This window comes from Psychrobacter sp. 28M-43, assembly GCF_014770435.1.
GTDB lineage: Bacteria > Pseudomonadota > Gammaproteobacteria > Pseudomonadales > Moraxellaceae > Psychrobacter.
On sequence record NZ_CP061739.1, the window covers coordinates 939,134 to 952,905 of the forward strand.

Sequence of the window (13,772 nt, forward strand, 5' to 3'; positions counted from 1 at the left end):
TCAAAATACTAATAAACAAGATATCAGTCTTGGTGCTAGTGGTCACGATGATTTTTTGCTATAATATTGCCCTATTTGATAGCACCCATCTTAATAGGCTATTAAAGACTTAACATACGAATAAATATCGTTTTATTAATGACATACGATAAGCGATATAAGTAACGCATATTATTGAGTAAGTATTATGACTAGTTCTACACCTGATAATGTTTTACTCAATACAGAGAATAGCCACACCTCATCAGTGCGCTATCCTGTTATTTGTATCGATGGTCCTAGTGGCGCTGGTAAAGGCACGGTTACATGGCGTCTGGCACAAGTACTAGGTTATCAGTTGTTAGACTCTGGTGCGCTTTATAGGATTGTTGGGCTAAAAGCCTTTGAAGCGGGTTTGATTAGCGCAGATGCCAGCCAACCAATCGATGAAAATGCTGTATTAGCATTGACTGAAAGCTTGGATATAGCGTTTGTACCAAACAATGACTCAGGACGTGTAGATATCATTGTTAATGGACAAGCAGTAGGTGAGCAAGTACGCAATGAAACGATCGGAGGCTATGCATCACAGATAGCGGTCTTTCCACAAGTTCGTCAAGCATTGCTAAAGTTACAACAAGATATGGCTACTCGTTCAGGTTTGGTTGCTGATGGTCGCGATATGGGTACGGTTGTTTTCCCAGATGCTGATGTTAAGGTGTTTTTGACGGCTAGTGCTGAAGCACGTGCAGAGCGCCGTGTGACTCAGTTACTGAACGCTGGTCAAACAGCAGATTTTGAGGCGATTTTAGCGACGATAAAAGAGCGTGATGACCGAGATGAAAATCGTAGTACAGCGCCATCGAAGCCTGCGGCAGATGCATTATTACTTGATAGTTCAGAGCTTAATGCTGATGCAGTATATGAACGAGTCAAAAAGCATTGCCAAGATAAAGGTGTGTTTTTCACTAGCTAGTCATTTAATAGCTAGTAAAAACAACATATTAAGTACTAAAAAGTTTCCTATTAATCATTGTTTTAGTATAAAATGATACGGTTAAGTTGAATTTTATTGAAGCAGTAAGAAAAACTTAGTTTATTCAAGATGTTGCAGTCGATATAAGACAGTTGTTGTTAGTCAGTTTTAATTACGATGAGCTCACTATCAACAAACGTTTTTTTATATGATTGCATGGGATATAAAACCAGTATTTCGTTCTATACAATCATAAATTTGATCCGTACTGTGCTGGACAGGATACGGCTATACAAAGGTAGACATAATGGAATCATTTGCTGAACTATTTGAAGCGAGCATTGAAGAGCAGGGCCTAGATATCGAGCGTGGCTCGGTTATTACAGGTGCTGTTGTGGCCATCGATAGCGATTGGATCACAGTAGATACTGGTCTTAAATCTGAAGGTATCGTCGCTCGTGAAGAGTTTTTAAGCGAAGAAGGCGAACTTGAAGTTGAAGTTGGCGATAGCGTTGATGTCGTAGTTGAAGCGGTTGATAACGGCATGGGTCAAACCTTGCTGTCACGTGAGAAAGCTAAACGTGTTGAAACTTGGAACTTCCTTGAAAAAATCGCTGATAACGATGAAATCGTTAAAGGTATTATCTCAAGCAAAGTTAAAGGCGGTTTCACTGTAGATATCGGTTCAGTACGCGCGTTCTTACCAGGTTCATTGGTAGATGTACGTCCTATCCGTGATACAACGCATCTTGAAGGCAAAGAGCTAGAATTCAAAGTCATCAAACTTGACCAGAAGCGCAACAACGTTGTTGTTAGCCGTCGTGCAGTTATGGAAGCTGAAAACTCAGCTGAGCGCGAAGAGCTATTGAACAAGCTTGAAGAAGGCATCGAGATCGAAGGTATCGTTAAGAACCTTACTGATTACGGCGCGTTCGTTGATCTAGGTGGTATCGATGGTCTATTGCACATCACTGACATGGCATGGCGCCGTATCAAGCATCCATCTGAAGTTGTTGAAGTTGGCCAAGACCTAAAAGTTAAAGTATTGAAGTTTGACCGTGAACGCAACCGCGTTAGCCTAGGTCTAAAACAACTTGGTACTGATCCTTGGGATAACGTTGGCGGCACTTACCCAGTAGGTAGTGTTGTAAAAGCTCGCGTAACCAACTTGACTGACTATGGTTGTTTCGCTGAGATTTCTGAAGGTATCGAAGGTCTAGTACACGTATCAGAAATGGATCATACCAACAAAAACATCCACCCATCTAAAGTTGTTCAAGTGGGCGATGAAGTTGAAGTAATGATTCTTGATATCGATGAAGAACGTCGTCGTATCAGCCTAGGTATCAAACAAACTCTAGCTAACCCATGGGATGAGTTTGATAAGAAACATGAGCGCGGTGATAAAATCACTGGTACTATCAAATCAATCACTGACTTCGGTATCTTTATCGGTCTAGACGGTGGTATTGATGGTCTTGTTCATCTATCTGATATCTCTTGGAACGAAACTGGCGAAGATGCTATCCGTAACTACAACAAAGGTGACACCGTTGAAGCAATGGTATTGTCTGTAGATGCAGAAGCTAACCGTATCAGCCTAGGCGTTAAGCAGTTAAGCTCTGATCCATTCAACGAATACCTAGTCAACAATGACCGTGGTGCTATCGTTAATGGTAAAGTAAAAGAAGTAGACGCTAAAGGTGCTACTATCGAACTTGCTGACGAAGTTGAAGCTTATCTACGTGCTTCTGAAATCCAACGTGACCGCGTTGAAGATGCAACTAAGCATCTGACTGTTGGTGATGACGTTGAAGCGAAAATCATCAGTGTTGATCGTAAAACACGCAACATCAACTTGTCTATCAAAGCGAAAGACGAAGCTGAAGAGCGTCAAGCGATTAAAGAACTAAGCAGCACGAACACTACTGCTGCTCCAGGTTCTGATGCACAACCAAAAACTATTGGTGATTTGATCAAAGAGCAAATGCAGTAAGCTGCAAACTATTGATATAAAAGTAATATAAAAAAAGCGACTTCGGTCGCTTTTTTTTATGATTAGATTTTATTAACACAGTTAGTAATAAAGGTTTTTAGCCAAATGGGCAAACTCTTATTCCCATTTACGCTAATATCCGCTATCATTTGCACCATTGAGTAATGAGATGATAGTTATAAGCTTTTTATAGTCAGAATATGATTCTGAATGTTAGTTTTCAAAGATTAAGTATATATAGTTTAATTATACAAACGCATTTACGTACTATAGAGCGTTGACTTATCATCAGCTTATCCATCAATCAACAAGGCAAGCGTAATAATGCAGCAAGCGATTAACAAATCCGAATTTATTAGTAATTTGAGTGCAAACTGTGACAACATGGCAGACACCGTGGTTGATGACGCAGTGCGTGAAATCTTAAACTTGATGACCCATACTTTAGCCAATGATGGCCGAGTCGAAGTTCGCGGATTCGGTAGTTTTTGTCTACATCACCGCCGTGCCCGTATGGGACGCAATCCTAAGACAGGTGAAAGTGTACCTGTACCGGCTAAAGCTATTCCACACTTTAAGCCAGGCAAGGCCTTACGCGAAGCAGTAAACGATACGGTAGCAAACGGTTAGTTAAACCAGTACTGACTATTGAACCGTCAAAATTTATCACTCCAAACTGAGGTAACTGTCTCATGCGCTTTCTACTATTTGTATTGCTATTCTTGAGCTTTGCCTATTCACTTGGTTTGGTATTGGCAAATAATACTGAGGTCGGAGTCAACCTACTGTTTTCACAAGCACCTACGATGAATCTAGGGTTGCTACTTATTTTGTGTTTGATACTAGGTATTGTTATTGGTATTTTACTGGCATTACTTATCTTTCGTGTGCTGCAGAATAAGTGGGAAATCTCACGTCTGCAAAAAGCAAACGCAAATCTACAAGAGCAATTGACTCAAGCCAATACAGTTATCGATCGTCAGGCAAGCGCGCCGACAGTGGATGAAGCTGTTTATGGTGCTTCTGCTGCCAATGTGCAAAACACTGACGCAACTAGCCTAACTGAAGGCTCTACTCTGTCTAAGCGTAGACGAGATTAAGTCGTTAGGTAATTTTTTATGTGATCTGCTAGGTGATAGCTCAAAAATAGCAGTACTGACCTCAAATACAATACTTTGATAACTTCAAAATATATGGTAAAACCATGAATAATGTAATTAACTCTCCAATTGTCGTCGCTCTAGACAATATGACGGTAGAGGCGTCTCTAGCGTTAGCTGACCAGTTAGATCCGTCTCAATGTCGATTGAAAGTCGGTAAAGAGCTGTTTACGCGTTGTGGCCCTGATATCATCAAGGCACTGCATCAACGTGATTTTGAAGTGTTCTTAGACTTAAAATTTCATGACATTCCGAATACCACTGCTCAAGCAGTATTGGCTGCCGCTGAACTTGGTGTATGGATGGTGAATGTCCATGCAAGCGCAGGTCTAGAGGCCATGTCGTTGGCGAAACAGCGCTTGCTAGATAGAGGTCTCGATACCTTGCTTATCGCAGTCACTGTATTAACCTCTATGGATAGTGAAGCGTTGATGCAAACAGGCATTACTGATAGCTTAGATACCCAAGTCAGCCGACTAGCACAACTGACTAAGCAAGCTGGTCTTGATGGGGTAGTTTGCTCGGCTCAAGAAGCAAAGGCACTTAAAGCGTTATGTGGTCAGGATTTTAAACTGGTGACGCCTGGTATTCGCTTAGCTGAAGACAATGCAGATGATCAAAAACGTATCTGTACACCAAGTCAGGCGCTAATAGACGGTTCTGATTATTTAGTCATTGGTCGTTCGATCACTCAAGCTTCAGACCCTGCTGCTAAACTACAGACAATACTTCAAAGTATTTAAGTTTGAATAGATGTTAAGTAAAAAGACAGCCTAAATGGCTGTCTTTTTACTTTTTGATGGCAAAGAAAAAGCTGCTACACTACTTAAATTTATTCTTACAACCTTTCTAAAATATAATAACTATATGAAAAACGCTTATTTAGCTAAATATCAGTAGTACTGCTATGAGCGTTTATCGCTAATTAGATTTTTAATAATAACGCCACTAAATGATGTTGGATAATATGAAATTACAGATATTGAGTGACTTACATATTGATAGTTATGCACGTCAGTCGCACCCCATTGGACACATTCCTAAAACCGATGCAGAGTTAGTATTAGTAGCAGGAGATACTGCTAATAGCGACAAAGGTATGCCGTGGTTGCAAGAACAAGCAGCGCGCTTAGAAGTTCCACTAATTACTATCGCTGGTAATCATGAATACTTTGATGAAGACGTCTTGAACTTTGACCATAAACTGGCAACTTGGGATAACTATGATACTGCGTCTAAAAAGGGTGTTCGCGTATTACAATGTCAGCATATCGATATCGGTGATATACGCCTCTTAGGTTGTACGCTTTGGACAGATTATCAGTATCATGCTAACGAAGACACCATGGCTGCTGCTAGGCATTTTATGCGTGACTATAAGCAAATCTATGCAGGCAACGAATTGTTTTCACCTGAAGTATCTATGCAGATTCATGCGGAGCATCGTCAGTGGCTGCAGCAAGCTTTGATCGAATCTCATAAACTTGGTAAAAAAACAGTAGTCATGAGTCATCACAGCGTCAGTGCATTATCGGTGTCTGAAAAATATGCCAATCTACCGAGTAATGCGGCTTTCGTCAGTGACTTGTCAGGATGGATGCATGAGGATTGGGCACCGATGCTTTGGGTACATGGACATACTCATGAAGCATTTGATTATAAAATTGGTAATACGCGAGTGATCGTCAATCCACGAGCTTATCCAAATGAAGTTAGCAGTACTGCACTAGAGTTCGCGTGGGACAAAGTTATTGATATTGGCTAGAACTGTGTAAATATCTGGCAAATCTTCATTTATTCTAGGTATAGACTCTTTTGAATAAAGCGTTTTTTTAAAAGAGTGCAGAGTATTTATAAGATATATTGCAACTAGATTTGTCTGTGGTTCATTCCTGATAAGAAATCTGCTAGGCTTGCTGTCATGAGTAAATATCTGAATAACACCCTGTCAAAAATATCTGCTGACAAGCTTGCGAGTCACACCCCAAACGCGCCTGCACCTTCGCACCTACCAGATAGCATGATCTCCTCCGTCAGTCTATTGCCTGAAAACAAGCGGCTGATTCTATTTACGAGGCACTCTTTACGCGAGCGCTCTGATGGTAATGGCTTTGCCAGCTATCAGTTACCGTTGACTCCTAAAGGCCGCATACTGGCAAAGTCTTGGGGTCGGTGGTTATCAGGTCATCTACCATATTCGCTCGACGTCGATAGTATCTCTAGCCCCATTGGGCGTTGTATTGATACCGCGCAGCTGATGCAAGAGGGGGCTGGACTACGGCGTGGTATTACACATCAGTCGTTGTTGGTTGAGCCTGGCAGTCTTGTCACTGAGCCTGAAGTAGCCAATCCTGTGTTCAAAGAAATTGGCGTGTTGAACTTTATTAATCGTTTTTTGCAAGGCAATCTCGAAGGGACTAAAAACACCTATCAAGGCGGTTTGGATATCCTGTCGCTTTTTTACCAGAATCAGCCGCAGCATGGCCATCTGATGCTTGCTGTGAGTCATGATACGTTGCTATCTGCGTTCTTAGCAGTTATGTTCGATGTGGTAGAGATTGATTGGAATGATTGGCCAAAGATGATGGAAGGCGTGTTCTTATGGTTCGATGATAAGCCATTTGATCAAGCGAGCGCCCATTTTATTTGGCGGGGTCAGGTATATACTCGGCCGATTAGTTCATTGTTAGACGGTTATCGTGCAGCTGGCTATCATCCTAGCAAGTTGCTATTGCCGCCAGAAGTGCAGTGGAATTGATGTTTTATTCAAACATTGAGACGATTTCGTAGGGAAGCTGTTCATTGAATACGTTTTGAATAGGCATAAAAAAACCTTGCCATGGTATTAGAACCAGTGACAAGGTTTTAGTCATTACGCTATAAAAGCGAAATGCGGTCTAACCAATACAAATCTTAAGCTTGTAAGCCTTTGATTGTTTTGTTTAGGCGGCTCTTACGACGAGCAGCTTTATTCTTATGAATAATACCTTTGTCAGCCATACGATCAAGAACTGGTACCGCTTTTTTGTAAGCTTCGGTAGCCGCGTCATAATCTTTAGCTGCGATAGCCGCATCAACACGTTTTAAGTAAGTACGAACCATAGAGCGTTGTGACGCAGAGTTCTGACGACGTTTGGTGTTTTGACGGGCGCGTTTACGAGCTTGTGCAGTATTAGCCACGCGTATCTCCTTGATAAAGATAGATAAAAATATGAATGTTGATTGCAATAATGGGTTTAACAATCATCGGTGACGAGCAGCCGTCTCGTCAAATATGATGTCGATGTCTGATATTAAAGTATCTAATATGAATAGATCATCGTAAGCGTCAGAGCTGTTTGGAATAATTAAACAGCGTTGACGTGTAAAGCCGATTATCTTAGCAAATTATTGAACTAAGGACAATATATTTGATGATTAATGCTCAAAGAAGTTACGTAATATCATCGAATTTGGGTCATTCTAGTAACTAAATCAATAGTAAGCGCTGACAGACATAGAGCGTTGATAAAATCTCTTACAATATATCCTATATAATAGCGTCAGTTATTGAGGAATTTAGGTATGATATTCTAACGATAGACCTTGATATAGGTATTTTCTCATCAATATAGTTCATCTAATGTTATATAAGTGGATAGGATATGCAGCGAAAAGCAATTGTGATTGGCGCAACAGGATTAGTAGGGCAGCATTTGGTAAAGCAACTGAGTGAGCTTTATGACACGTTGATTGTGATTGCTCGTCGTCCGCCACGCTACATTAATGCCAGCATGCGTTTTTATCAAATCAATGATTTTGATAATCTCTCTGAAGTGTTTGCAAGCGTTGGTGCCGATCGAACCACGGATGCTTTTAGTTGTTTGGGTACAACAAAAAAACAGGCTGGTAGTGATGAGGCTTTTCGCAAAGTAGATCGAGACTATAACGTAAACTTTGCCAAGTTATGTCGTGATAAGGGGGTAGAGAATTTCTTTTTACTCTCTTCAATGAATGCAGATATTGACAGTCGTTTTTTATACAATCGAGTCAAGGCTGAGACAGAGCAGGCTGTTATGGCATTAGATTTTGGCCAATTGGTTGTCTTCCGTCCGTCATTATTGCTTGGTAAACATAAAGGTCGTCCGCTTGAGAGCCTTGGTCAAAAAGCCTTTAAACTCATCTCGCCGCTCGTGTCAGAGTCACTATCGTTACATCCTATTTCTGCTAAACGCGTTGCCAGTGCTATGGCCATGAGTGCTCATGATATCTACCATCGTAGTAAATATCGTACTGAACCTCAAATTAAGCATATCGACATTATCGAAAATAAGCAGATGCTAGCGATGACCCGGGTCAAAAAATAAATGACGGTTTTTCTAATGACAGACTAAGTCTCGAAATTGGGAAAATACAGGTATCGATTTTTAATTGTGTCAGAACAAGTTTGCATCAAAACCATAGTACAAGAGTAAAAAATACAATAACTATTATCAAAGCATCAATAAATATTGAAACACCAGTCAGTTGAATCACTAAAACAAGGAGCAGGAGCAATGTCAGAATCGATACAAATGGATAGAGGGAATTTTGTCACTTGTGATCTATTGGATGCCAATCCTGAGTCGCAAGTATGCTTACCAAATATCGAAGGCAAGTCATTCCGTCAGTTTGGTGCGAAAGACAAATTCTGCGGTGAAATCGTGACGGTTAAGTGCTTTGAAGACAATAGCCGCGTTAAGTCACTGTTGAATAGCGATGGCAAAGACAAAGAAGGCAATGGCAAAGTGTTGGTCGTTGATGGCGGCGGCTCTATGCGCTGTGCATTACTAGGTGATATGATTGCACAATCAGCTATCGATAACGGCTGGGCTGGGGTTATTGTATATGGCTGTGTCCGCGATATTGATGACATGGCAGAGATGGATCTTGGTGTAATGGCGCTTGGTTGTATCCCGCGTAAATCGACCCGCCGTGATGAAGGTCAAACGGATATCGAAATTAGTTTTGGTGATTTGACGTTGAACTCGGGTATGTTCGTTTATGCTGATAACAATGGCATCATCGCTAGCGATAAACCACTTATCAGCTGAAGTTTTAGGCTTGGCTTGATTAGTAAAAACGAAAACCTCAGCTGATAAGTTGGGGTTTTTTATTATGTAATGACAGTTAAAGCGCAATAATCGTTGTTAACCCTCAATCATTAATGAGTAAACTTTTAAGTGACAAACCGTTACGGCATAAGTTTTGGTAATTGCTCAAATATTCGTATAATAGCTTTCTGACTCCTTAACTTTGATCCTATTCTTTATGCCTATTACTGCTTTGACTGACGCGTTTGACCCTATTAACCAGCAGTTGTTTCCTATCCAAAATGCCGAGCGGCGTTGGCTAGCGCCTGTCCATGGTGCGGTCAGCAGTTTATGGTTGGCAAGCTTGGTGCAAACACCTATGTGGAATGTTGCCGAGCGCCTAAAAGTTGTGGTGGCACGTGACCAAAACCAACTCAATCAAATAGAGACTGAGCTGGCATTTTGCGGAGTCGATGCTTACGTATTCCCTGACTGGGAAACGCTAACCTATGATGAGCTATCTCCACATCAAGACATCGTTAGCGAACGTATCAATCTGTTGACGGATATGCCAAAAACGGGCGTGCTACTTATTTCAATACAAGCGCTCATGCATCGCGTCGCACCGCCAAGCTGGTTGATTGGACAGCATTTTGATTTGAGTGTCGGCGATCGTTTTGATATCAATACCCAACGTGGGCTATTGGCAAAAGCAGGTTATCGCGCGGTTGAAAATGTCTTTGAACCAGGTGAGTTTGCAGTACGTGGCAGTATTATTGATATTTTTGCCATGGGTCAGCCTTTTCCGCTACGTTTAGACTTGTTCGATGATGAAATTGAAACCATTCGCTTTTTTCATCCTCAAACGCAGCGTACATTGACTGCTGATGATTTGAAGGCGATGTTGACGGGCAACGATACGAGTATGACGAAGGAGTCATTGTCACTACTGCATAAGATGCCAGATATCTCTAAACCTATCGAACAGTTTCAAATCTTGCCTGCAAAAGAGTTTCCGCTTGATGAAGGGCGTGAGACGTTTCGCACGAACTTTGCTGCGATGTTCCCTAATACCAGTAGCCGTAAGTCTGAGCTGCACAAAGACGTAATGGCAGGGATTGCTAGTAGCGGATTAGAGTATTATCAGCCGCTATTTTTTGACTTAAAAGATTGGGAAGCGGAGAGTAGCTTATTTTCCTATTTACCAAGCGATGCGTTGTTTATCACCGATGAATTAATCCATGAAAAACAAGCTGATTACTGGTCACAAATCCAGCGCCGCTACGAAGAGCGTCGCCATGATATTGATAAGCCTATCGTAGAGCCAGCAATGCTGTATCTATTATCTAACGCGCTTAACGAACAGCTAAACCAGTACCCAAGAGTAATATTAAGTGCTCGTGATAAACTGGCTACGATGAATGATGTGGTAGTGCCAGAAAGTATAGATGCCTCACAAATACCATTGCCATCGAGTGTCACTAAACAACAAGGACTGGTGACATTAAGTGCTCAAGAGCCGCCACAATTAGCAGTCAATCATCAAAAGTCTGAACCATTATCCGAATTGCTCGACTTCTTGGATACGCAATCAAAGACTTCAACACCCGTACTAATCGTTGCAGAGACTGCAGGCCGTCGCGAGATTCTCATTGAACTCTTCAAAGGCAAGATTGATATCAAGGCGTATGATAGCTTTGAGGCATTTTTAGCCGCAGATAAAACTAGCGCTATTAATAACAGTCATCTACCACATGTCGGTCTGACCGTAGCGCCAATTGAGCGCGGTGTCTATGTGCCTGAGCGCTTGGTGTTGATTAGTGAGACACAGCTGTTCGGTCGTCAAGTATTACAGACACGCCGTCGTCGCCAAAGCGGGGTATCAGAAGAGTTCTTAGTCAAGAGCGTCACTGAAATAACAGATGGCAGTCCAGTGGTACATATCGAGCATGGTATCGGTCGTTATAATGGCTTGATTACCTTAGATGTGGGCGATGGTGAGCAAGAGTTTATCCACTTAAAATATTCTGATGACGCTAGTATCTATGTGCCAGTGGCCAATTTGCAAATGATTAGTCGTTATAGTGGCGGCGATCCAGCCTTAGCACCGCTACATAAGATTGGTAGTGGTAAATGGGACCGAGCCAAGCAAAAAGCGTTAGAACAAATTCATGACGTCGCTGCTGAACTACTCAATATGCAGGCAAGACGTGAGGCCAAAGTTGGCATTCATTTTAAGATAGACCCATCGCAGTATGAGCTATTTGCCAGTCAGTTTGCCTTTGAAGAAACCGCTGACCAGGCCAACGCTATTCATGCGGTTATGGAAGATATGAGACAAAACCAGCCGATGGATCGTCTTATTTGTGGCGACGTTGGTTTTGGTAAAACAGAGGTCGCGATGCGAGCGGCGTTTATTGCCGTTAGTGCTGGTTATCAGGTTGCCGTACTGGTGCCTACCACATTGCTTGCTGGTCAGCATGAAGACAACTTCCGCGATCGTTTTGCCGATTGGCCAGTTCGCATTGAAAGCTTGTCACGATTTGGCGGCAAAAAACATCAAGAAATGGTACTGGCCGATTTGGCTGCTGGCAAAGTGGACATTGTCATTGGTACTCATAAACTGCTACAACCGGATGTGAAATTTGCCAACCTTGGACTGATGATTGTTGATGAAGAGCATCGCTTTGGAGTGCGTCATAAAGAACGTATCAAGGCCATTCAGACAGATGTCGATAGCATGTCTATGACTGCGACTCCGATCCCTAGAACGCTTAATATGGCGCTCTCAGGCATGCGCGATATGTCGATTATCGCCACGCCACCTGCCCGTCGTCTTGCCATCAAAACCTTTGTGATGCAAAAGACAGAAGCCTTGATGAAAGAAGCCATATTGCGTGAGCTTCTGCGTGGTGGGCAGGTCTATCTACTACATAATGATGTTGCTAGTATTGAGCGTATGGCAGAGACCATTCGTGACCTAGTGCCAGAAGCACGAGTAGGAGTAGCTCATGGGCAAATGCAAGAGCGTCAGCTTGAGCAGATCATGCAGCAGTTTTATCATAAAAAATTCAACGTGTTGGTTTGTTCTACCATTATCGAAACGGGCATTGATGTGCCCAATGCCAATACGATCATCATTGAGCGTGCAGATAAGTTTGGTCTTGCGCAATTGCATCAGCTGAGAGGCCGAGTAGGACGCAGTCACCACCAAGCGTATTGCTACTTATTAGTGCCTTCCCTTAAAGGCCTCAAAGGTGATGCCAAGCGCCGTTTGCATGCGATTGAGCGTGCCAATACTTTGGGTGCAGGCTTTATGCTGGCAAGTGAGGATTTAGAGATTCGCGGTGCAGGGGAGATATTGGGTAAGCAGCAGAGTGGCAATATGCAGGCGATTGGTTTTAGCTTGTACATGGATATGCTTGAGCGGGCGACTAAAGCCATTAAAGCTGGCAAGGAGCCTGATTTAAATACACCATTGTCGTTGACCAGTGAAATCAATCTACACAGCTCTGCCCTCATTCCAGAGGAATATCTACATGACGTGCATCAGCGCTTATTGTTTTACAAACGTATTAGTAATACCGATGATAAAGAAGCATTGACGGATATTCGCACGGAAATGATAGATCGCTTCGGTGCACTGCCAGATCAAACCAAGCAGCTATTCGCTATTCATGGATTACGTTTACAAGCAGAGCCGCTGAAAATCAATAAAATCGATGCTAACAGTAGTAGTATGACGCTGGAATTTGCGCCAGATACTCCAGTTGATGCGTTAGCGATTATCAAGTTGATCCAATCAAATGGTCAGCATTATCGTATGAATGGTGCATCTGGTATCCGTTATCAAAATAGCGATAAACTGGCCACACCACAACAGCGCGTGACGGTCATACAAGAACTGCTGCGCTATTTTAGCGAGCACATGGTGACAGAGCCTGCTTAGTACATGGCTGGATATCAAGTAGGCTAGGTAGTCATTCCAAGGCAATAAATCATGGTGCTATTTTATCAACCAGATAACTGATAAAATAGCCAAACTAACTTTTAACCTTCTGTATTTTATTTGCATTAAACAACAAGAGAACCGTCATTATGTTCCAACTTCATCATAAACTTGCTGCTGATAGTTTTTTAGTGGGGGATTTTCCATTATCCACTTGTCGTTTAATCAATGACTGCCAATTTCCTTGGCTGATATTAGTGCCACGTGTATCCGGTATCAAAGAGTTATATGAGCTGTCTGAGGCAGACCAAACACAGTTTTTACGAGAGTCGAGCTGGTTGTCGAGTCAGTTAGCCAAAACCTTTCAAGCTGATAAAATGAATGTGGCCGCTCTTGGCAACCAAGTACCACAACTTCATTTTCATCACATTGTCCGTTATCAGAATGATATGCAATGGCCAAACCCAGTATGGGGTGTGCCAGCTGTGCCATATACTAAAGAAGTATTGGCGCAAATGCAGCAAACATTGATGATGGCGCTACGTGGTCATCACCAAATGCCGTTTGATTGGCAAATGTAATTATTATTCCAATCTGTCTTCAATAAGAATAGATTGAATTCAAATTTAAATAAAAAGAGAGGCCAAATACTTAAATGTAT

Annotated in this window: 12 protein-coding genes; 11 read left to right on the top strand and 1 reads right to left on the bottom strand. The window is 42.1% G+C overall.

The window, feature by feature from the left end:
• The first annotated feature begins 187 nt into the window (after positions 1-187).
• The 7 genes from cmk to IEE84_RS13280 all read left to right on the top strand — a co-directional run bounded on the left by cmk (position 188) and on the right by IEE84_RS13280 (position 6,869).
• Positions 188-955 carry a (d)CMP kinase gene (gene cmk / locus IEE84_RS03995; protein ID WP_191114933.1) on the top strand — a complete coding sequence of 256 codons (768 nt, stop codon included), beginning with the start codon at positions 188-190 and terminating at the stop codon, positions 953-955.
• A 307-nt stretch (positions 956-1,262) separates the two neighbouring features.
• Positions 1,263-2,951: a 30S ribosomal protein S1 gene (rpsA, locus tag IEE84_RS04000; protein ID WP_191114934.1), complete on the top strand. Its 1,689-nt coding sequence runs from the start codon at positions 1,263-1,265 to the stop codon at positions 2,949-2,951.
• A gap of 324 nt (positions 2,952-3,275) precedes the next feature.
• Positions 3,276-3,581: an integration host factor subunit beta gene (locus tag IEE84_RS04005; RefSeq protein WP_057759195.1), complete on the top strand. Its 306-nt coding sequence runs from the start codon at positions 3,276-3,278 to the stop codon at positions 3,579-3,581.
• 62 nt (positions 3,582-3,643) lie between these two features.
• Positions 3,644-4,051 (top strand): lipopolysaccharide assembly protein LapA domain-containing protein, encoded by a 408-nt coding sequence (locus IEE84_RS04010; RefSeq protein WP_191114935.1) that lies wholly within the window; start codon positions 3,644-3,646, stop codon positions 4,049-4,051.
• A gap of 104 nt (positions 4,052-4,155) precedes the next feature.
• A complete protein-coding gene (pyrF, locus tag IEE84_RS04015; RefSeq protein ID WP_191114936.1) occupies positions 4,156-4,854 on the top strand; it encodes an orotidine-5'-phosphate decarboxylase in 699 nt (232 codons plus the stop codon).
• A 224-nt stretch (positions 4,855-5,078) separates the two neighbouring features.
• Positions 5,079-5,876, top strand: a complete 798-nt coding sequence (locus IEE84_RS04020; protein ID WP_224737891.1) for a metallophosphoesterase — start codon at positions 5,079-5,081, stop codon at positions 5,874-5,876.
• 156 nt (positions 5,877-6,032) lie between these two features.
• Positions 6,033-6,869, top strand: a complete 837-nt coding sequence (locus IEE84_RS13280; RefSeq protein ID WP_191114938.1) for a histidine phosphatase family protein — start codon at positions 6,033-6,035, stop codon at positions 6,867-6,869.
• A 155-nt stretch (positions 6,870-7,024) separates the two neighbouring features.
• On the opposite strand, the gene rpsT is transcribed toward IEE84_RS13280, so the two are convergent.
• Positions 7,025-7,291: a 30S ribosomal protein S20 gene (rpsT, locus tag IEE84_RS04030; RefSeq protein ID WP_010200097.1), complete on the bottom strand. Its 267-nt coding sequence runs from the start codon at positions 7,289-7,291 to the stop codon at positions 7,025-7,027.
• Positions 7,292-7,755: 464 nt separating this feature from the next.
• On the opposite strand from rpsT, the gene IEE84_RS04035 reads away from it, so the two are divergent.
• From IEE84_RS04035 to IEE84_RS04050, 4 genes are all read left to right on the top strand, one after another.
• Complete coding sequence (locus IEE84_RS04035; RefSeq protein ID WP_191114939.1) at positions 7,756-8,457, top strand: NAD-dependent epimerase/dehydratase family protein; 702 nt, start codon at positions 7,756-7,758, stop codon at positions 8,455-8,457.
• A 189-nt stretch (positions 8,458-8,646) separates the two neighbouring features.
• Entirely contained in the window at positions 8,647-9,183 is a 537-nt protein-coding gene (gene rraA / locus IEE84_RS04040) for a ribonuclease E activity regulator RraA (protein ID WP_191114940.1), read from the top strand.
• Positions 9,184-9,400: 217 nt separating this feature from the next.
• Entirely contained in the window at positions 9,401-13,111 is a 3,711-nt protein-coding gene (gene mfd / locus IEE84_RS04045) for a transcription-repair coupling factor (protein ID WP_191114941.1), read from the top strand.
• Positions 13,112-13,260: 149 nt separating this feature from the next.
• Entirely contained in the window at positions 13,261-13,692 is a 432-nt protein-coding gene (locus tag IEE84_RS04050; protein WP_057759208.1) for an HIT domain-containing protein, read from the top strand.
• Positions 13,693-13,772 lie beyond the last annotated feature (80 nt).

What these genes read in the sequence shown, in the direction of transcription:
- cmk (WP_191114933.1), top strand. Translation starts at nt 188, where the DNA reads ATGACTAGTTCTACACCTGATAATGTTTTACTCAATACAGAGAATAGC.
- rpsA (WP_191114934.1), top strand. Translation starts at nt 1,263, where the DNA reads ATGGAATCATTTGCTGAACTATTTGAAGCGAGCATTGAAGAGCAGGGC.
- IEE84_RS04005 (WP_057759195.1), top strand. Translation starts at nt 3,276, where the DNA reads ATGCAGCAAGCGATTAACAAATCCGAATTTATTAGTAATTTGAGTGCA.
- IEE84_RS04010 (WP_191114935.1), top strand. Translation starts at nt 3,644, where the DNA reads ATGCGCTTTCTACTATTTGTATTGCTATTCTTGAGCTTTGCCTATTCA.
- pyrF (WP_191114936.1), top strand. Translation starts at nt 4,156, where the DNA reads ATGAATAATGTAATTAACTCTCCAATTGTCGTCGCTCTAGACAATATG.
- IEE84_RS04020 (WP_224737891.1), top strand. Translation starts at nt 5,079, where the DNA reads ATGAAATTACAGATATTGAGTGACTTACATATTGATAGTTATGCACGT.
- IEE84_RS13280 (WP_191114938.1), top strand. Translation starts at nt 6,033, where the DNA reads ATGAGTAAATATCTGAATAACACCCTGTCAAAAATATCTGCTGACAAG.
- IEE84_RS04035 (WP_191114939.1), top strand. Translation starts at nt 7,756, where the DNA reads ATGCAGCGAAAAGCAATTGTGATTGGCGCAACAGGATTAGTAGGGCAG.
- rraA (WP_191114940.1), top strand. Translation starts at nt 8,647, where the DNA reads ATGTCAGAATCGATACAAATGGATAGAGGGAATTTTGTCACTTGTGAT.
- mfd (WP_191114941.1), top strand. Translation starts at nt 9,401, where the DNA reads ATGCCTATTACTGCTTTGACTGACGCGTTTGACCCTATTAACCAGCAG.
- IEE84_RS04050 (WP_057759208.1), top strand. Translation starts at nt 13,261, where the DNA reads ATGTTCCAACTTCATCATAAACTTGCTGCTGATAGTTTTTTAGTGGGG.